Here is an 18,309-nt window from a genome sequence, read left to right on the forward strand (position 1 = left end):
GCCGACCCGCTGGTCGAGCGCGACCCGGCCGCCCCGGCGCCGGGTCGCGCCGGCGGGGCGCCGTGGACGGCCGCCCCGCCCGGGTCGCCGGTGGCCGCCCCCGGCGACGTGGCCGCCCTGGCCGAGGCGGTCCGGGCCGCCCCCCGCGGGGTGCTGGTGGCCGGCTGGGGCGCGGACCTGGACCCGGGCGCCGCCGACGCCTTCGCCGCCGCCAGCGGCTGGCCGGTCCTGGCCGACCCGCTGTCCGGGGCCCGCCGCGGCCCGGCGGCCGTCTCCACCTACGACGGCCTGCTCCGGGCGCCCCGGTTCGCCGCCGCCCACCGCCCCGACCTGGCCGTCCGGGTCGGCGGCGCCCCCACCAGCAAGGCCCTGACGGCCTGGCTGGACGCGTCCGTGCCCCAGGTCCTGGTCGACCCGGCCGGCGGCTGGCTCGACCCCGCCCGCACCGCCGCCCTGCGCCTCACCGCCGACCCCTCCGCCCTCCTGGCCGCCACCGCCGCCCGGCTCGCCGCCGGTCCCTCCGATCGGTGGCTCCGGTCCTGGCTGGACGCCGAGCGGCTGGCCCGGGAGGCGATCGACGGGCTGCTGGACGAGTGGGCCGAGCCGTTCGAGGGCCGGGTGGCCCGCGACCTGACCGGCTGGGTCCCGGAGGGGGGGACGCTGGTGGTCGGCTCCAGCATGCCGGTCCGGGACGTGGACGCCTTCGCCCGGGCGCGGGACGGCCTGCGGTTCGTGGCCAACCGCGGGCTGTCGGGGATCGACGGGTTCGTGGCCACCGCCCTGGGGGTGGCGGCGGCCGGCGAGGAGCCGGTGGCGGCCCTCTGCGGCGACCTGTCGCTGCTGCACGACGCCTCCAGCCTGCTCGGCGCGGCCGGGCGGCCGCGGGGGCCGGTGCTGGTCGTGGTCGACAACGACGGCGGCGGGATCTTCAGCTTCCTCCCCCAGGCCGAGCTGCCCGGCGAGCTGTTCGAGCCCCTGTTCGGCACCCCGCACGGGCTCGACCTGGCCGCCCTGGCCGCCGCCGCGCGGGTCCCCTGCCGGGTGGTCGAGAAGGCGGCCGACCTGGTCCCGGCCCTCGACGCCGCCCTGGCCGGCGGCGGCACCCGGCTGGTGCTGGTGCGCAGCGAGCGGGCGGCCAACCTGGCCCGCCACCGCGCCCTGGCCGAGGCCGTGGCCGCCGCCGTCGGCGGGTAGGCTGCCGCCATGCTGTTCGAGGGGTTCGACAGCCGGACCGTGGCCGCCGAGGGGGCCGCGATCCACCTGCGCCTCGGCGGCCACGGCCCGCCGCTGCTGCTGCTCCACGGCTACCCCCAGACCTCGGCCATGTGGCACAAGGTCGCGCCCGGGCTGGCCGAGCGGTTCACCGTGGTCGCGGCCGACCTGCGCGGCTACGGCCGCTCCGGCAAGCCGCCCTCCGACCCGGGCCACCTCGCCTACTCCAAGCGGGTCATGGCCCGCGACATGATCGAGGTCATGGCCGCCCTCGGCTTCGGCGCCTTCGGGGTCGCCGGCCACGACCGGGGCGGCCGGGTCGGCTACCGCATGGCCCTCGACCACCCGGAGGTGGTGACCCGGCTGGCCGTGCTCGACATCGTCCCGACCCATGTGATGTGGCAGCGGATGGACCGGGAGCTGGCCATGGCCACCTACCACTGGCTGTTCCTGGCCCAGCCCGGCGGCCTCCCCGAGACCCTGATCGGCGCCGACCCCGGCTGGTGGGTGCGGGAGAAGCTGCGCCGCTGGGCCGGCGACCCGGCGGCGTTCGACCCCGAGGCGGTCGAGGAGTACGTGCGCTGCTTCGCCGACCCGGCCGCCGTCCACGCCTCCTGCGAGGACTACCGGGCGGGCGCCACCGTCGACGACCGGCTGGACGCCGCCGACCTGGGCCGGCGCCGGATCGCCTGCCCGGTCCTGGCCCTCTGGGGCACCGACGGCATCGCCCGCCGGGCCGAGGACCCGCTGGCCTCCTGGCGGCCCTGGTGCGACGACGTCCGCGGCCAGGGCGTCCCCGGCGGCCACTTCGTCGCCGAGGAGTCGCCGGCCGAGACCCTGGCCGCCCTGGAGGGGTTCTTCGCCGCCGGCTGAGCGGTCAGGGGCCGAGCAGGACCTCCAGCATCGCCCGCAGCTTGTGCTCGGTCTCGGCCCATTCGGCGTCGGGGTCGGAGCCGGGGACGATGCCGGCCCCGGCGATCAGGTGGGCGCGGCGGCCCTGGAGGGCGGCGCAGCGCAGGGCCACCGCCCACTCGCCGTCGCCGGCGCGGTCGACCCAGCCCACCGGGCCGGCGTAGCGGCCCCGGTCGAACGGCTCCAGGGCGGCGATCACGGCCAGGGCGGCGTCCCTCGGTGAGCCGCCAACGGCCGGGGTCGGATGGAGCAGGCCGGCCAGCTCGAGGGCGGACGGCAGCGGGCCGGTGAGGTCGGCGGTGATCTCGGTGGCGAGGTGGGCGACGGTGGCCAGCCGGACGACCTCGGGCCGGCCGACCTCGACCCGGTCGGCCACCTTGGCCAGGCCCTCGGCCACGGCGTCGACCACCAGCCGGTGCTCGACCGCCTCCTTGGGCGACCCGGTGAGGCGGGCCAGCCCGTCGGCCTCGGCGGCGGCGCTGTCCCCCCGGGGCACGGTCCCGGCCATCGGCCGCGAGGTGGCCACCCGCCCCCGCCGCCGGACCAGCAGCTCGGGGCTGGCCCCGACGAACCCGCCGCTGGCGTACAGGTAGGTCGACCCGCCCGAGCGCCGCCGCAGCCGCCGCAGCACCTCGCCCCGCGGGAACGGCCGCTCCGCCTCCACCGCCGCCTCCCGGGCCAGCACCACCTTGTCGAGCCGCCCGGCCCCGATCGCCGCCAGCGCCGCCCGCACCGCCGCCCGCCAGCCGGCCAGGCCGGACCCGCCGGCCGACCGCTCGCTGTCGAGGCGGCGGGCGACCGGCCAGGGGGCGTCGGCGGCCGAGCCACGCAGGCGGCCGACCAGCTCGCCGGGGCCGGGCGGGGCGAACGGGGCCGGCTCGGTGAGGACGGCCCAGGTTCGGCCGTCGGGGTCGGTGCGCAGCAGCAGGGCCGGGACGACCAGCTCGCCCGGGGTGGCCGGGTGGAACGGGAGGGCGCCGACCGCCGCCGGGCCCAGGCCGGTGCGGTCGGGGTCGGCGACCTCGGCCGCCTCGAGCAGGCTGGCGACCGTCTCGCCGGCCCGCTCGACCCGCCCCGGTCCCGTGCCCACGGGGACGCGGGCGGCCGCGCCCAGGCCGACCAGGGCGCCGCCCGGGGAATGCCACACGAAGCCGTCGTCGCCGGCCTCCCCGAGCGGGTCGAGCCCGTCGTCGAGGCGGACGACCCGGCTGAACAGGGGACCGGGCTCCAGCCGTTCGGACCCTTGGGACGGGTCGGTCCCGGGGTCCTCCGTTGACGTCATGGCGCCATCGTAGGGGCGGGATGCGCCGTCGCGCGACTCAGGCGCCGGCGCCGGGGACGGCCGGGCGGCCGGCGCCCAGCTCGCGCGAGAGCCCGCGGGCCGCCTCCTTGACGGCGGCCACCGCGTCGGCGGCCGGGCCGTCGGGGAGCAGGCGCTCGACCGGGCCGGCCAGCCCGATGGCGCCGACCACCGCCCCCCGGTTGTCGAACAGCGCGGCGGCGATGCCGGCCTCCCCGACGATCGCCTCCTGGTCCTCGACGGCCACCCCGGTCTCGACCACCGCCTCAAGGGCCGCCCGGAGGACGGTCCCCGACGTCAGGGTCCGGCCCGTGAGCCGGGGCAGCGGGCCGGCCAGGAGCTCGCCCTGGGCCTCCGGCTCCAGGTAGGCGACGGTCGCCTTGCCGAGGGCGCAGGCGTGCCAGGGGATCGACGCCCCCACCTGGAGGATCTGGAGCGAGTTGTCGGGCCGGAACACGTGGTGGACGAGCAGCACGTTGGGGCCGTAGAGGACCCCGACGTGGACGGCCTCGCCGGCCCGGCCGGCCAGGGTCTCGGCCCACAGCAGGGAGCGGGCCCGCAGCTCGTTGTTGTCCAGGAAGGCGTTGCCGAGCTGGAGCAGGGCCGGTCCCAGCCGGTACTTGCCGGTCTCGGAGTCCTGCTCGACCAGCTGGTGGGCCTCGAGGGTGCGCAGCAGGCCGTACACGGTCGCCTTGGCCAGGCCGAGCCGCTCGGCCAGCTCGGTCACGCCCAGCCGGGCCGACTCCGACCCGAGGGCCTTGAGGATCCGGGCCGCCCGCCCGACCGACTGGATCATGGCCCGCTCACCCGGCGCCTGGCCCCGGCGGCGAACCGCTGGGAGCGGTCGGCGACCACGGCGTGGGCGAGGGCGGCGAACATCAGCGCCGTCGAGGTCGCCCCCGGGTCCTGGTGGCCGACGCTGCGCGGGCCCAGGTAGGAGGCGCGGCCCTTGCGGGCCTGGAGCGGGATGGTGGCCCGCATCCCCTCGGCCGCCGCCTCCCGGGCGCCGCTGGCCGCCGTCTCCAGCGACCCGCCCATGCGCAGCTCCAGCTCGAAGGCGCCAAGGGCCGGGGTGAGGGCGTCGACCATGGTCTTGTCCCCGACCGAGGCGGCCCCGACCCGCTGGACCCCCTCGAGCGAGGCTCGCAGCGCCTCCCCCAGCAGCCGCGGCCCGAAGCGCTCGTGGTCGCCGAGGGCCTCGCCGGCCTGGAGGAACGCGGTGCCATAGAGCGGCCCGGCGGCGCCGCCGACGGTGGAGACGAAGGTCCGGCCGGCGAGCTTCATCAGCTGGCCGGGGGTGGCCTCCTCGACGGCGCCGATCCTGGCCATGACCGCGGTGAAGCCGCGGTGCATGTTGACGCCGTGGTCGGCGTCGCCGATGGCGGCGTCGAGCTGGGTCAGGAAGTCCCGCTCGGCCTCCAGGCGGGCGGCGACCTCCCCGAGCCAGAGCCGAACGCAGGCCGCGTCCACGATCCTGGCTGCCTCCCGTCGGGGTCCGGGCACCAAACGGCCCCATGGTACTGCGAGGGCGGCCGTCATCCTCATTCCCCGGCCTGATGCTCCGGCGCCTTGACCTTGGCCATGGTGGCCGCGCCCCTGGCCGCCTGGTCGACGTCGTCGAGGCTGGAGCCGGTGCTGGCCTGGATGGCGGCGACCACGGCGCCCTCGACGACCGGGGCCTCGGCGATGCGGACCCGGCCGCGGGTCTCCTCCTCGACCAGCTCGTCGATGGCCAGCTGGGCCGAGAGCACGGCCGACCCCAGGTCGACCAGGACCAGCACCCCGTCGCCCTCGTCGGCGGCCGCGATGGCCTCCGCGATCAGGGTGGCGTCGGTGCCGATGCCGCCGTCGTCGGTGCCCCCGGCGGCCTGGATGCGCACGCCGCCGGCCATCTGGCCGGCCAGCTCGACCACGCCCTCGGCCACCTTGGCCGAGTGGGACACGACGACCAGGCCCACGCTCACGGGCCCTCCACCTCCTGACCCGCCCGGACGACCGGTGTTCGATCATGCCGAACACCGTTAGGGCATTACGCACCGGGGTTGCTTGTCTTGTCAAGAGGTGGAGGGCCGCCGCCGGTCCCCGGGGTGCTAGGCGTCGCCGCGCTCGTACTTGAACGAGATCTTGACCTTGGTCCGGTAGGCCCGGACCCGGCCCTCCTCGATCACCAGGTCCTGCTCGACGACCTCGGCGATCCGCAGGTCCCGGAGCGTGTGGGAGGCGGTCTCGACGGCGGCCGCGGCCGCCCGCTCCCACGACTCGGAGCTGGTCCCGACCAGCTCGGTGACCCGGTAGACGCTTTCGGCCATGGGCGACCATCCTTCCGGCTGGGCGGCCCGCTGCTGGCCGCCGGCTACCGCCTACCGTATATCGTCGTGGGGGCGCGCCCGAAGGAGGCACCGATGGCCGTGCTGGCGATGACAGCGGAGGTCCGGGAGCTGCGCGAGCGGGTCCGCGACCTCATGGACCGGCTCGTCTACCCCAACGAGCCCCGACTCGACCGCGAGGACGACCAGGCCCAGGCCCTGGTCGAGGAGCTGCGGGCCGAGGTCAGGGCGGCCGGGCTGTGGGCCCCCCACCTCGGTCCCGAGGCCGGCGGCAGCGGCCGCGGGTTCGTCGCCTATGCGTTCCTCAACGAGCTGATCGGCCGCAGCGTCTGGGCGCCGCTGATCTTCGGCTGCCAGGCCCCCGACGCCGGCAACGCCGAGATCCTGCAGCTGTTCGGCACCTCCGACCAGCGCCGGCGGTGGCTGGCGCCGCTGGTCGCCGGGGAGGTCCGCTCGTTCTTCTCCATGACCGAGCCCGAGGTGTCGGGGTCCGACCCCACCGGGCTGCGGACCCGCGCCGTCCGCGACGGCGACGACTGGGTGATCGACGGCCACAAGTGGTTCAGCTCCGGGGCCGAGGGGGCGGCCTTCGGGATCGTCATGGCCGTCACCGACCCCGCCGCCGAGCCGCACCGGCGCATGAGCCAGATCATCGTCCCGGCGACCACCCCCGGGGTCGAGATCGTCCGCGCCATCCCGGTCATGGGCCACCGGGGCCGCGGCTGGAGCACCCACTGCGAGGTCCGCTACCGCGGGGTGCGGGTGCCGGTGGCCAACACCGTCGGCGCCCCCGGGGACGGCTTCCGCATCGCCCAGAAGCGCCTCGGCCCCGGCCGCATCCACCACGTCATGCGCTGGCTCGGCCAGATGCAGCGGGCCTTCGAGCTGATGTGCGGCTACGCCCTGCGCCGCCAGGCCTTCGGGGGGCCGCTGGCCGCCAAGCAGACGGTCCAGAACTGGGTGGCCGACTCGGCGGCCGAGATCCAGGCCTGCCGGCTCCTCACCCTGGACGCCGCCGCCCGCATCGACCAGGGCGAGGAGGCCCGGGTCGAGATCTCGGCGGTCAAGTTCCACGCCGCCCGGGTGCTCCACGACGTCATCGACCGGGCCGTCCAGACCCACGGCGCCCTCGGCCTCACCGACCAGACCCCCCTGGCCCGCATGTACGCCGACGCCCGGGCGGCCCGCTTCTACGACGGTCCCGACGAGGTCCACCGGATGGTGGTGAGCCGCCGGGTCCTGCGGGCGTTCGAGCAGGGCGGGGTCTGGGACTTCGCCGACGGCGGCCCCCGTGCCGCCGGCGAGTCGCCCTCGACCGGGGTGCCCGGTTAGGCTGGTGCACCGTTTCGGAGGAGGGGGGATGTCATGCCTCCAGAGCAGGACGAGAACCGCGAACGCCAGCTCGCCGCCCTACGCCGCTACGTGTCCGACCTCGACGTCCGCCGCCCCAGCGACCCCCCGGCCCCGCCGGGCGGGCAGCGACGACGTTCCGCCTGGCCCTGGCTGCTGGTCACCTTCCTGCTGATGGCCGCGTCGCTGGCCGGCGGCATCGCCATCGGCAACCGCGACCAGGCCGGCCGCTCCTCGCAGTTCGCGGGCACGACCGCCAGCAGCAGCGCCCCCTCTCCCACCGCCTCCCCGGAGTGCGCCGAGGCGGTGGAGCGGGCCAACAGGTCCATGAGCTACGCCGTGAAGGTGTCGGGCGCCCTGCGCGAGCACACCCAGATCATGAACGACCTGCTCAACGGCAAGATCAGCGCCGACGCGGCCCTCCGCACGGGCACCCCGTCGCTGATCACCGGCTCCGCCGAGGCGGCCCGCTTCGACGTCGCCCTGGCCGACTACCGCAAGGTCGTCGACCAATGCCAGCTGCGCACCTCCTAGCGACAGCGGCGCCCACTCGGAAGCAGGGCGGAGGCCTTGTTCGAGCGTCAGCCATGGGCCAGGACGCGATCGAGCGGCCGAGGCACGCTCGTCAGATCCAGCGCGTCGACGAGCAACCGCGCGTAGCGGATCTTGCGGCCGCTGTGGGTGCCGATGAAGCGCCGAAGCTGCTGCTGGCGGCTCCGTCCCTGCCAGGCGGGCTGCTGCTGGAAGGTGCGGAACGATCCAAGCTCGCCCTGGGCCTCGACGACCTGTTCCACACCGGCGGCACCCAGGCAGCGGATCAGCTCGTCCTCCAGGTCGGCGACGCACACGTAGAACCCGAGCGCTTCCATGTCGGCGCGACCGAGGCTGGAGCCGAGGCCGGCCCGCTCCAGACCGCGCCGGAAGTCGCCCTCCGCACCGGCGTCACACAGGCCCGCCAGTCCGCGGTTCAAGCCCTGGGAACCGAACAGCTCCAGGAAGCGTCGGATGTTCCTGGCCCCGCCCATTGGCACCACGGCAACGCCCTCGGCGGCAAGCTCTCGACCACGGCGCGCAGCCAGCGCCTGGAGCGCGACCTGGTCGCTGATCCCCTCAACCAGCACGACCGTCCGTGGGTCGACGCTGGCGGCCAGGGCGTGTGCTGCCGCGGCGACCAGCGGAGCCTCTCCGCCGCCGGCCAGCGACCCGACGGCTGCCGGCGGGAATCGCTGCTTGTCGTTCACCTGCCTAGCCGGGAAGGGCGCTGCCGGCCAGCCAGCGGCTCCAGGACATGTTCCAGTCGGCCACGCCGAAGCTGTTGCCGGGGCGCTTGGGCGAGCCCCGGACCTCGACCACGTCGCCGCGGCGGGTCAGGCGGTAGAACCAGGCCGCGTTGGCGGTGGACAGGTTGACGCAGCCGTGGGAGACGTTGGCCCGGCCCTGGGAGCCGGTGGACCAGGGGGCGGCGTGGACGAACTCGCCGGAGTTGGAGATCCGCACCGACCAGGCGACCCGCTGGTAGTAGCCGCCCGGGGAGTTCCGGGGGATGCCCACGGTCGAGGAGTCCATCAGCTTCACCGGGGTCTTCTCGAGGACGAAGTGGACCCCGTTGGTGGTCGGGTACCGCTCCCGGCCGGTGCTGACCGGCAGGACCCTGAGGGTGCGCCCGCCCGAGACGACCTTCATGCGGTGGGTCCGGACGTCGACGACGCTGACCCGGCGCTCGCCGATGCGGAAGCGGATCGTCCGGTCGGCCACACCCCAGACCCCGCGGCCGGCGTCGGCCCCGGCCAGCCGGGCCCGCAGGGTGACCCGGGACCCGCTCGGCCAGTAGCTCTTCGGCCGGTAGTGGACCTCGTTGTCGGCGAACCAGTGCCAGGCCCCGGTCACCGGCTTGGACGAGGTCACCTCCAGGCGCCGCTCGACCGCGGCCCGGTCGGCCACGGGCTGGCTGAACCAGACGCCGATGGGCAGGCCGACCCCGACCGTCTCGCCGTCCAGGGGCATGATCGCCGCCCGCAGCTCGGCCCGGGGCCGCAGGGTGGTGAAGCTGGTCCGCGCGCGGGTCGGGGCCCCGGCGTCGTTGACGGCCTCGGCCACCACCCGGTAGCGGGTCGCCGGGGCCAGGGGGCCGGTGCTCACCCAGGTGCGGCCGTCGTCGGCCAGGGTGCCGGCCAGCTTCCGCCCGCCGCTGGTCGTGACCCGGACGGCCCGCAGCCGCCCGGCGTCGGCCACCACCCGGGCCCGGGTGTCGAGCCCGACCCGGGTCGCCCGGTCCCTGGGGGTCACGGTGACCTTGACCGGGGCCGCCGCCTCGCCCCCGCCGGCCTCCCTGGCCGCCCCGGCCGGGGCCGGCCGGTCGCCCGCGGTGCAGCCGCCGGCGGCCAGGGCGACCACGGCGACCGCGGCCACGACCAGCGGCAGCAGCGGCCGCGGCGGCCGCGGTGCTCCGGGACGGCGCAAACGAGTCATCGCCCTCCGAGTCTACCCGGCCCTCCGGTCCCGGCCCGGGTGCGAGCGCGTCCCGGACTTGAACAGACGCACCGCTTTGGTAGTCTTCGCCGGGTTCGGACGACGCCCGGGGCAGCGGTCGCTCCGGGAGCTGGGAGCCGTCCCAGGAGAGATCACCCCGATGCGGCGCGCCATCATCGTCGTCCTCGCCCTCGCCCTGCTGCTGCCGGCCGGCGTGCTCGCCCAGGCAGCGGCCGCCGACCCGGTCGACGTGCCCGGGCTGGAGGGGCCGGCCTCGGTCGACCGGGACGCCAACGGGATCGCCCACATCCGGGCCGGCTCCCGCCACGACCTGTTCTTCCTCCAGGGGTGGGTCCACGCCCAGGACCGGCTGTTCCAGATGGACGTGCGCCGCCGCCAGGCCGGCGGGACGCTGGCCGAGCTGCTCGGGCCGGCCGCCCTGCCCACCGACGTGCAGCTGCGGGCCATCGGCCTGCACCGGGCGGCCGCCCGCTCCCTGCCCGCCCTGTCCGACGACGCCCGGAGGGTGCTGGCCGCCTACGCCGACGGGGTCAACGCCTGGGTCGCCGGCAACCCGCTGCCGCCCGAGTACGGGGCCCTCAGCCTGACCTCGTTCCGGCCCTGGACGGCCCTGGACAGCGTGGCCGTCGGCAAGCTCCAGGCCTTCGGGCTCTCGTTCGACCTCGACATCGAGCTCACCACCGCCCTGCTCGGCTACCAGCAGGCCGGGCAGGCGGCCGGCTTCGACGGCACCGCCCTGTTCTTCCAGGACCTGTGGCGGGCCGAGCCGTTCACCGACGCCTCGACCGTGCCCGACGCCAGCCGGGCCGGCCCGGCGGCGGCCACGGCGGCCCCCGCCAGGGGCGGGGCCTCGGTGGCCGGCGTCGAGGCCGCGGGCGAGCGGCTGGGGGCCGCCGGCCGCCTGGCCGAGCGCTACGCCGCCGCCGCGGCCAAGGTGCCGCTGCTGCGCCGCGCCCTGGCCCGCGACCGGGGCCAGACCGGCTCCAACCAGTGGGCGGTGTCGGGCCGGGTGGCCGCCGGCGGCCACCCGCTGCTGGCCAACGACCCCCACCTGGCCCTGGACTCGCCCTCGACCTTCTACCCGGTCCACCTCCAGGCCGGGCGGACCGACGCCATCGGCAGCGGCTTCGCCGGCACGCCGGGGGTGATCGTCGGCAACAACCGCTTCATCTCCTGGGGCGCCACCGTCAACCCGATGGACGTCACCGACACCTACGCCGAGCAGGTCCGGCCCGACCCGTCCTCGCCGAGCGGCCTGGCCACCGTCTACCAGGGCCGGCTGGAGCCGATCATCCCCATCCCCGAGACCTTCCGGCAGAACAACCCGGGCTCGGGCACCCCCGACAACCTCACCGTCGTGCCCCCCGGCGGCCCGATCCCGCCGGCGACCCTGATCGTGCCCCGGCGCAACAACGGCCCCATCATCCAGCTCGACCAGGCCGCCGGGACCGCCCTCAGCGTCCAGTACACCGGCTTCAGCGCCACCCGGGAGCTGGACACGTTCCTGATCTGGGACGACGCCCGCAACCTTGACGACTTCCGCCGCGGCCTGCAGTTCTTCGACGTCGGCGGCCAGAACTGGGCCTATGCCGACGTCGAGGGCAACATCGCCTACTTCACCAGCGCCGAGCTGCCCCTGCGGGAGGACCTCCAGGCCGGCACCGTGAACGGCCTGCCCCCGTTCTTCATCCGCAACGGCACCGGCGGCAACGAGTGGCTGCCGGCCCGCAACCCCCAGCCCGGCCAGGCCATCCCCTACGAGATCCTGCCCTATGAGGAGATGCCGCAGATCGTCAACCCGCCGGCCGGCTTCTTCGTCAACGCCAACAACGACCCGGCCGGGGTCACCCTGGACAACGACCCCATGAACCAGACGCGGCCCGGCGGCGGCATCTACTACCTCAACAACGGCTACGCCGGCATCCGCGGCGGCCGCATCACCGCCCTGCTCCGGGCCGAGCTGGCCGGCGACGGCACCGTGTCGTTCGCCGACATGCAGCGCATCCAGGCCGACGTCGCCCTGGTCGACGCCCAGTTCTTCGTCCCCCACCTGGTCAGGGCGCTGGCCCGGGGGGTGCTGGACAGCGACCCGACCCTGCGCGGCCTGGCCCGGGACCCGGCCGTGGCCGAGGCGGTCGGCCGCCTGGCCATCTGGAGCCGCCGGACCCCGACCGGCATCGCCGAGGGCTACGACGCCGGCGACGTCGACGGCCAGCGGCAGGCCCCGACCCGCCTGGAGCAGCTCAACAGCGCCGCCGCCACCATCTACGCGGTCTGGCGCAGCCAGGTCATCAAGGGCGCCATCGACGCCCGGCTGGCCCCGTTCGGCCTGGAGGGGCCCGACGGCGAGCGCTCCCTGACCGCCCTCAAGCACCTGCTCGAGACCTTCGCCGACACCAAGGGCGTCGGCGCCTCGGGCGTCGACTTCTTCGCCGTCCCCGGGGTCGCCGACCCGGCCGACCGCCGCGACGTGGTCCTGCTCCAGGCGGTCAAGGCCGCCCTGGCCAAGCTGGCCGGCCCCGACTTCCAGGCCGCCTTCGGCGGGTCGACCGACCAGGACGACTACCGCTGGGGCCGGCTCCACCGGGTGACCCTCGACCACCCCCTCGGCGGGCCGTTCAACATCCCCCCGGCCTTCGGCGCCTTCCCGCCGCCCCTGGCCGACCTGCCCGGCATCCCCACCGACGGCGGCTTCGAGACGGTCGACGCCTCCACCCACGACGCCCGCGCCGACGCCACCGGCGAGTTCGGCTTCGGCGGCGGCCCGGCCAACCGCTACGTCAGCGAGCTCCGGGCCCCGGGCGACATCCGCGCCTCCTCCAGCCTCCCCGGCGGCACCAGCGGCGTCCCCGGCAGCCCGTTCTACGTCAACCTGCTCCCGGAGTGGCTGACCAACGACAGCTTCGCCCTGGAGCAGGACGCCGCCGCCTGACGCCGCTCAGATCTGGGCCGCGAACCCCTCGACGGTTGACTCCTGCGTGCGTTCGCCGCGGGTCAGGCGGCGGTAGACGAAGAAGCCCAGGGCGATGGCCAGCAGGGACGAGAACAGCATGATGGTGGCCAGGGCGTTGAGGGCCGGGGTGGGGCTGGCCCGGGCGGTGTTGTAGATCTTCACCGACATGGGCTCGGAGGCGGCGTCGGCGGACAGGTAGCGGACGAGCACGAAGTCGTCGATGACGTCGGCGAAGACGAGCACGGCGCTGGCGAAGATGGCCGGGGACAGCAGGGGCAGCAGGACGTGGCGGAGCGCCTTGAGCGGGGAGGCGCCCAGGTCCATGGCCGCCTCCTCGTACTCGCTGCCGATCGAGAGCATGCGGGCCCGGCAGATGATCACCGGGTAGGAGAGCTGGAAGGTGACCAGGCCCAGGAGCTGGGCCCAGGTGCCGAGCTGGACCGCCTTGAGCAGGTTGGTGAACAGGAACAGCAGGGCCACGGCGAGGAGGATCTCGGGCAGGACGAACGACAGCAGCATCTGGAAGTTGAAGCCGGCGGCCAGCCGGCCCCGCCAGCGGTCAAGGCCGATGGCGAAGGCGACCCCGAGGGGCACGGCGACCAGGGTGGTGAGCACGGCCAGGCGCAGGCTGTGCAGCAGGGCCCGTTGCAGGTCGGGGTCGTTCCAGACCGACAGCACCGGGTCCTGCCAGTACCAGCGCAGCGAGAAGCCCTGCCAGCTGGAGCGGGAGCGGCCGGCGTTGAACGAGAACCAGACGGCGATCGCCACCGGCAGCACCGACCAGGCCAGGTAGCCCCAGACCAGCGCCGCCAGCAGCCGCGGCTTGCGCCAGGGGTCGGTCAGCCAGCGCTTCACCGGCTCACCTCCCCGCCTCGCGGGAGGCGCGGGCGGTGGCCCGGATGTAGAGCACCATCGGCAGGGCCAGCAGGGCCATCATGACCAGCACGAGGGCGGCGGCCTGGCCGCCCTGGCCGGGGCTGGCGATGGCGTCGTTGACCAGGTTGCCGACCATCGAGGTCCGCGGCGACCCCGACAGCAGGTCGTTGGTGAAGTAGTCGCCGAACATGGGCAGGGAGGTCACGACCAGGCCGGCCAGGATGGCCTGGCGGGACAGGGGCAGGGTGACCAGCACGAAGGTCCGCCGCCGGCTCGCCCCCAGGTCGCGGGCCGCCTCCAGCAGCCGCTGGTCGACCCGGTCCAGCCCGGCGTACAGGGCCAGGACCATGTACGGGATGTAGCCGTAGACCAGCCCCAGGGTGACGGTGACCGGCTGGCCGGCCAGCCACGGGAACGGCTCGTCCAGGATCCCGACCGCCTCCAGCACGTTGTTGACCATGCCGTCGGCCTCCAGGAGGTTGACCCAGGCCAGCATGCGCATCATGTAGCTGACCCAGAACGGGGCCAGCAGGGCCACCAGCAGCAGCCCCTTGCGGCGGCCGGCATAGCGGGTCACGTAGTAGGCGACCGGGTAGGCCACCAGCAGGCAGAGGGCGCTGGCCGCGGCCACATAGGCGAAGGTGCGCAGGAACGCCGGGCCGAGGAACCCGCCGGGGCCGAAGACGCGGTCGTACAGCAGCTCGAACTGGAACGGGTTCCACTGCGCCGGGTTCCAGACCGGCACCGGGGTCCGGAACAGCGGGTCGACGGCCCCGAAGGCGATCGACAGGACCACGTAGAACGGCAGCAGGAACAGCACGACCAGCCAGACCATCCCCGGGACGGCGAAGGACGGCCAGAACCAGCGGGGGTGCCAGGCGCCGGCACGGGCGGAGGCGCGACGCGCACCCCGCCGGTGCGGCAACTTCGGCTCGGCCTGACCGGGCTCACGGGTCGTCGCCGGGGCCTCCGAGGTCGCCACCGGCTACGCTCCGGCCTTGAACTCCTGCCAGACCGCGTGCCAGCGGTCGTCGACCTCGCCGGGCAGCTCCAGGTAGCGGTAGCCGGACTCGAAGTAGGCCGGCAGCACGGTCGCGGTCTCGAGGTTCTTGGGCAGCAGCTCCTGGCCGACCAGCTCGGTCGGGTTGAGCTTGTTCTGGGGCGGCTGGTAGCCGTTCCAGCTCATGTTCTCCACGGCCACGTCGTAGTCGAGCAGGTGGTCCATGAACAGGTGGCCCAGCACCGGGTTCTTGCCCGAGCGCAGCAGCACGATCAGGTCGCTGTTGACCGGACCCTTGCCGTCGGCCGGGAACCAGTAGCGCATCACGTCGGCGCTCTGGCCCTTGGGCATGTAGTACTGGGCGTTGACCATGTCGCCCGACCAGGCCTGGGTGATCCAGGTCTTGGACTCGGGCAGGTCGATGTAGTCGTTGGTGTTGACCCGCGGCCGGACCGTCTGGGCCAGGTCCACCAGCTGGTCCCGGGCCAGGTTGAGGTGGTCCTGGTTGGCCGTGTTGAGGTCGGTGATGCCGTTCTTGAGCAGGGTCATGCCGATGGCCTCGCGGTAGTCGTCGAGGATGCCGACCTTGCCCCGGTAGCGCTCGTCCCAGAGGGCCTCGTAGGGGTTGGGCAGCTGGGCGACGTCGTCCTTGACCTTGTCGACCCGCCAGGCGATGCCGGTGGTGTAGATCGTGTACGGCACCGTGTAGTTCCAGCCCTGGTCGTACCAGGGGTTCTGGAACGCCGGCCAGACCTGCTCGATGTTGGGGATGTAGGAGTGGTTGAGGGGGCGCAGGAAGTTCCCCTGGATCAGCTTGCCGATGTAGTCGTAGGTGGGGAACAGCACGTCGAAGGCGACCTGGCCGGCGCGCAGCTTGGCCACGGCCTCGTCCATGTTGCCGTAGGTGGAGACCTGCACCTTGACGTCGTACTTCTTGTACTTCTTCTCGAAGTCCTGCACGACCTTCTTGTAGATGTACTCGCTCCAGTTGTAGACGCGCAGGGTCGCGCCCTGTTCCGGGGCCAGGCCGTCGGCGATGCGCCCGGCGTCGGCCGGGACCGGCCAGGTGACCGGGTTCTCGGGGCTGGCGAGCTTGGGCCCGCCGGCGCCGGGGGCGACCCCGGTGGCGTCGCGCTCGCCGCACGCCGACAGCAGGACTCCTCCGGAGACGGCCAGCGCCGTGGCCGCGGAACGGGAGAGGAAGGCTCGGCGGCTCATCCTGGCCATGGCTGCCTCCTGAGCTTGCAGGTGGGCGGAAGTAAACAATAAACTGAACGTTCAGTCAATGTTTGCGTTACGCTTCCGGGGAGTCTGTTCGTGGGCCGAAGCTATCCGATGTCGGAGGCAGACCGGGAGATCCAGGCGGCCGCCAGGGCGCTCGCGGACGAGCTGCTCCCCCACGAGGTCGAGGCCGAGCTGCACGGCGGCGAGCTGCCCGACGGGCTGCTCGAGGCGCACCGGCGCCGGGTCGCCGAGCTCGGCTTCGAGGCCATCAACATGCCCAAGGAGCTCGGCGGGGGCGGCTTCACGGCCTTCCAGCAGGTGCTGGTCCAGGAGCAGATCGGGCGGGTCACCAACGCCCTCGGCTGGGTGGTCCACACCCCGGCCTCCTGGCTGCCCAAGGTCGCCACCACCGAGCAGCTGGACCGCTGGGTGGTGCCGACCATCCGCGGCGAGCGCCGCGAGTGCTACGCCATCACCGAGGAGGGCGCCGGCTCCGACGTCGACGCCATCCAGGCCACGGCGACCCGCGACGGCGACCACTACGTGCTCAACGGGGTCAAGTGGCACGTGACCTCCTTCAACCACGCCGACCACGTGTTCTTCCAGGGCAAGCTGGCCGGCGGGGCCAACGCGGGCGCCCACGCCATGTTCGTGCTCGACCTGGACACCCCCGGCATCCGGGTGGTCCGCACCCCCGCGTACACCCACACCTACCCCTACCACCACCCGGTGGTCGCCTTCGAGGACGTCCGCGTCCCCGCCGGCCAGCTGATCGGCGCCGAGGGCGACGGCATGACCTTCGCCTATGAGTGGTTCCGGTACGAGCGGCTGATGATCGCCGCCCGGGCCCTGGGCGCGGCCGAGCGGCTGATCGAGGAGGCCACGGCCTTCGCCAGGGAGCGCCACGCCTACGGCCAGGCCATCTTCGGCTACCAGGCGGTCCAGTTCATGCTGGCCGACTCCCTGACCGAGCTGTGGGCGGCCCGGCTGATGACCTACCAGACCGCCCACGGCCTCGACGCCGGCCTCGACGTCAAGGTCCAGCACGCCCAGTGCTCGATGGCCAAGCTGTACGCCTCCGAGATGGCCGGGCGGGTCGCCGACCGGGCGGTGCAGATCTTCGGAGGGCGCGGCTACATGCGCGAGAACGTGGCCGAGCGCTTCTACCGGGAGCTGCGGGTGGACAGGATCTGGGAGGGCACCTCCGAGATCCAGCGGGCGATCATCGCCGACCAGCTCGCCAAGCGGGGCGTGGGCACGCTGACCGGATAAGAGGAGACGGCCATGACGGTGTCGGTGTCGGTTGGGACCCGCCTGGACGAGCTGATCGCCGTCCAGGAGCAGCGGTTCCTGGACCGCCAGCCCCGCTCGCGGGAGCTGCTGGCGCGGGCCGGCCGGTCCCTGGCCGGCGGGGTCACCTCGAGCTGGCAGATCTCCCGGCCCCAGGCCGTCTGGATCAGCCACGGCCAGGGCGGCCGCGTCTGGGACGCCGACGGCAACGAGTACGTCGACCTCCACGGCGGCTACGGCGTCATGGCCGTCGGGCACGCCCACCCGGCGGTGGTGGCCGCCGTCTCCGAGCGGGTCGCCAGGGGCACCCACTTCGCCCAGCCGACGGCCGAGGCCATCGTGGTCGCCGAGGAGCTGGGCCGGCGGTTCGGCCTGCCCCTGTGGCGCTTCGCCAACTCGGGCACCGAGGCCACCATGGACGCCGTCCACCTGATGCGGGCCATCACCGGCCGGTCGCGCATCGTCAAGGTCGAGGGCTGCTACCACGGCCACCACGACTCGGTGCAGGTGTCGGTCTACCAGCCGCTGGAGGAGATCGGGCCGGTCCACGGCCCGGCCAGCGCGGTCGCCTCCAGCGGCATCCCGGCCGAGATCGTCCGGCTGACCACGGTCGTGCCCTACAACGACCTTGAGGTCACCGAGCGGATCTTCGCCGAGCACCGGGGCGAGATCGCCGGGATGCTGCTGGAGCCGGTGATGATGAACGCCGGGATCATCCCGCCCGAGCCCGGCTACCTGGAGGGCCTCCGCGAGCTGACCAGGCGCCACGGCGCCCTGCTCGCCTTCGACGAGGTCAAGACGGGCGTGACCGCCGCCCCCGGCGGGGCGGTCGAGCGCTACGGGGTCACCCCCGACATCATCTGCCTGGCCAAGGCCATCGGCGGCGGCCTGTCCACCGCCGCCATCGGCGGCAGCCAGGCCGTCATGGACCACATCACCAGCGGCCACTACGACCAGGTCGGGACCTTCAACGGCAACCCGCTGGCCATGGCCGCCGCCGCGGCCGCCCTGACCGAGGTGCTGACCCCGGACACCTACCGGCGGATCGCCGGCCTGCAGCAGCGCATGGTCTCCGGGGTCGAGCAGGTCCTGGCCCGCACCGGGCTGCCCGCCCACGTGGTCGCGGTCGGGGCCAAGGGCTGCGTCACCTTCTCCCCCACCCCGGTCCGCAACTACCGGGACTTCCTGGCCATCGACGACCGCTGGAGCCACTGCCACTGGCTCTACCAGCACAACGGCGGCGTGTTCCTGCCGCCCTGGGGCAAGGCCGAGCAGTGGCTGCTGTCGGCCCAGCACGGCGACGAGGACGTCGACCGGTTCGTGGCCAACTTCGCCGCCTTCGCCGACGACGTCGCCGGCGGCTGAACGCGGCCAC

The 18,309-nt window shown here is 74.5% G+C and carries 17 protein-coding genes; 7 read left to right on the top strand and 10 right to left on the bottom strand.

The features are described from left to right. A partial coding sequence (locus tag VF468_11295) for a thiamine pyrophosphate-dependent enzyme (GenBank protein HEX5878888.1) occupies window positions 1-1,194 on the top strand: 1,194 nt, incomplete at its 5' end. A gap of 9 nt (window positions 1,195-1,203) precedes the next feature. Then, window positions 1,204-2,085 carry an alpha/beta hydrolase gene (locus VF468_11300; protein HEX5878889.1) on the top strand — a complete coding sequence of 294 codons (882 nt, stop codon included), beginning with the start codon at window positions 1,204-1,206 and terminating at the stop codon, window positions 2,083-2,085. A 4-nt stretch (window positions 2,086-2,089) separates the two neighbouring features. Here VF468_11300 and VF468_11305 read toward each other — a convergent pair whose 3' ends face one another. The 5 genes from VF468_11305 to VF468_11325 form a co-directional block, all read right to left on the bottom strand. Beyond that, entirely contained in the window at window positions 2,090-3,406 is a 1,317-nt protein-coding gene (locus tag VF468_11305; GenBank protein ID HEX5878890.1) for an isochorismate synthase, read from the bottom strand. Window positions 3,407-3,443: 37 nt separating this feature from the next. Then, window positions 3,444-4,220: an IclR family transcriptional regulator gene (locus VF468_11310; GenBank protein ID HEX5878891.1), complete on the bottom strand. Its 777-nt coding sequence runs from the start codon at window positions 4,218-4,220 to the stop codon at window positions 3,444-3,446. Beyond that, a complete protein-coding gene (gene dhaL, locus VF468_11315) occupies window positions 4,217-4,894 on the bottom strand; it encodes a dihydroxyacetone kinase subunit DhaL (GenBank protein HEX5878892.1) in 678 nt (225 codons plus the stop codon). Before dhaL ends, VF468_11310 begins: the two co-directional genes overlap by 4 nt. Window positions 4,895-4,965: 71 nt before the next feature. Then, window positions 4,966-5,388, bottom strand: a complete 423-nt coding sequence (dhaM, locus tag VF468_11320; protein ID HEX5878893.1) for a dihydroxyacetone kinase phosphoryl donor subunit DhaM — start codon at window positions 5,386-5,388, stop codon at window positions 4,966-4,968. Window positions 5,389-5,514: 126 nt separating this feature from the next. Continuing rightward, on the bottom strand, window positions 5,515-5,733 hold the full coding sequence (locus VF468_11325; GenBank protein ID HEX5878894.1) for a dodecin family protein: 219 nt from the start codon (window positions 5,731-5,733) through the stop codon (window positions 5,515-5,517). 93 nt (window positions 5,734-5,826) lie between these two features. Here VF468_11325 and VF468_11330 point away from each other — a divergent pair, with 93 nt between their 5' ends. Together VF468_11330 and VF468_11335 are read left to right on the top strand one after the other, a co-directional pair. Then, the gene (locus VF468_11330; protein HEX5878895.1) at window positions 5,827-7,083 is read left to right on the top strand and encodes an acyl-CoA dehydrogenase family protein; all 1,257 of its coding nucleotides are present in this window, start codon (window positions 5,827-5,829) and stop codon (window positions 7,081-7,083) included. 33 nt (window positions 7,084-7,116) lie between these two features. Further along, window positions 7,117-7,635: a hypothetical protein gene (locus VF468_11335; protein ID HEX5878896.1), complete on the top strand. Its 519-nt coding sequence runs from the start codon at window positions 7,117-7,119 to the stop codon at window positions 7,633-7,635. A gap of 47 nt (window positions 7,636-7,682) precedes the next feature. On the opposite strand, the gene VF468_11340 is transcribed toward VF468_11335, so the two are convergent. Together VF468_11340 and VF468_11345 are read right to left on the bottom strand one after the other, a co-directional pair. Beyond that, window positions 7,683-8,342 carry an ATP-dependent endonuclease gene (locus VF468_11340; GenBank protein HEX5878897.1) on the bottom strand — a complete coding sequence of 220 codons (660 nt, stop codon included), beginning with the start codon at window positions 8,340-8,342 and terminating at the stop codon, window positions 7,683-7,685. 4 nt (window positions 8,343-8,346) lie between these two features. Beyond that, window positions 8,347-9,570, bottom strand: coding sequence for an Ig-like domain-containing protein (locus VF468_11345; protein HEX5878898.1), 1,224 nt, complete (start codon window positions 9,568-9,570; stop codon window positions 8,347-8,349). A gap of 160 nt (window positions 9,571-9,730) precedes the next feature. Between VF468_11345 and VF468_11350 the strand changes: the two genes are divergently transcribed. Further along, entirely contained in the window at window positions 9,731-12,523 is a 2,793-nt protein-coding gene (locus VF468_11350; protein ID HEX5878899.1) for a penicillin acylase family protein, read from the top strand. Window positions 12,524-12,529: 6 nt separating this feature from the next. On the opposite strand, the gene VF468_11355 is transcribed toward VF468_11350, so the two are convergent. Genes VF468_11355 through VF468_11365 form a run of 3 tightly spaced genes read right to left on the bottom strand, consistent with a single transcriptional unit; the run spans window position 12,530 to window position 15,647 of the window. Beyond that, the gene (locus tag VF468_11355) at window positions 12,530-13,399 is read right to left on the bottom strand and encodes an ABC transporter permease (protein ID HEX5878900.1); all 870 of its coding nucleotides are present in this window, start codon (window positions 13,397-13,399) and stop codon (window positions 12,530-12,532) included. A 4-nt stretch (window positions 13,400-13,403) separates the two neighbouring features. Continuing rightward, window positions 13,404-14,402 (bottom strand): ABC transporter permease, encoded by a 999-nt coding sequence (locus VF468_11360; GenBank protein ID HEX5878901.1) that lies wholly within the window; start codon window positions 14,400-14,402, stop codon window positions 13,404-13,406. Window positions 14,403-14,405: 3 nt separating this feature from the next. Continuing rightward, window positions 14,406-15,647, bottom strand: a complete 1,242-nt coding sequence (locus VF468_11365; GenBank protein HEX5878902.1) for a spermidine/putrescine ABC transporter substrate-binding protein — start codon at window positions 15,645-15,647, stop codon at window positions 14,406-14,408. Window positions 15,648-15,755: 108 nt separating this feature from the next. On the opposite strand from VF468_11365, the gene VF468_11370 reads away from it, so the two are divergent. Both VF468_11370 and VF468_11375 read left to right on the top strand, forming a co-directional pair. Next, entirely contained in the window at window positions 15,756-16,916 is a 1,161-nt protein-coding gene (locus VF468_11370; GenBank protein ID HEX5878903.1) for an acyl-CoA dehydrogenase family protein, read from the top strand. A gap of 12 nt (window positions 16,917-16,928) precedes the next feature. Next, window positions 16,929-18,299: an aspartate aminotransferase family protein gene (locus VF468_11375; GenBank protein ID HEX5878904.1), complete on the top strand. Its 1,371-nt coding sequence runs from the start codon at window positions 16,929-16,931 to the stop codon at window positions 18,297-18,299. The last annotated feature ends 10 nt before the right edge of the window (window positions 18,300-18,309 follow it).

The organism is Actinomycetota bacterium, from assembly GCA_036280995.1.
Taxonomy (GTDB): domain Bacteria; phylum Actinomycetota; class CALGFH01; order CALGFH01; family CALGFH01; genus CALGFH01.

What these genes read in the sequence shown, in the direction of transcription:
- VF468_11300 (HEX5878889.1), top strand. Translation starts at nt 1,204, where the DNA reads ATGCTGTTCGAGGGGTTCGACAGCCGGACCGTGGCCGCCGAGGGGGCC.
- VF468_11305 (HEX5878890.1), bottom strand. Translation starts at nt 3,406, where the DNA reads ATGACGTCAACGGAGGACCCCGGGACCGACCCGTCCCAAGGGTCCGAA.
- VF468_11310 (HEX5878891.1), bottom strand. Translation starts at nt 4,220, where the DNA reads ATGATCCAGTCGGTCGGGCGGGCGGCCCGGATCCTCAAGGCCCTCGGG.
- VF468_11325 (HEX5878894.1), bottom strand. Translation starts at nt 5,733, where the DNA reads ATGGCCGAAAGCGTCTACCGGGTCACCGAGCTGGTCGGGACCAGCTCC.
- VF468_11330 (HEX5878895.1), top strand. Translation starts at nt 5,827, where the DNA reads ATGGCCGTGCTGGCGATGACAGCGGAGGTCCGGGAGCTGCGCGAGCGG.
- VF468_11335 (HEX5878896.1), top strand. Translation starts at nt 7,117, where the DNA reads ATGCCTCCAGAGCAGGACGAGAACCGCGAACGCCAGCTCGCCGCCCTA.
- VF468_11345 (HEX5878898.1), bottom strand. Translation starts at nt 9,570, where the DNA reads ATGACTCGTTTGCGCCGTCCCGGAGCACCGCGGCCGCCGCGGCCGCTG.
- VF468_11350 (HEX5878899.1), top strand. Translation starts at nt 9,731, where the DNA reads ATGCGGCGCGCCATCATCGTCGTCCTCGCCCTCGCCCTGCTGCTGCCG.
- VF468_11365 (HEX5878902.1), bottom strand. Translation starts at nt 15,647, where the DNA reads ATGGCCAGGATGAGCCGCCGAGCCTTCCTCTCCCGTTCCGCGGCCACG.
- VF468_11370 (HEX5878903.1), top strand. Translation starts at nt 15,756, where the DNA reads ATGTCGGAGGCAGACCGGGAGATCCAGGCGGCCGCCAGGGCGCTCGCG.
- VF468_11375 (HEX5878904.1), top strand. Translation starts at nt 16,929, where the DNA reads ATGACGGTGTCGGTGTCGGTTGGGACCCGCCTGGACGAGCTGATCGCC.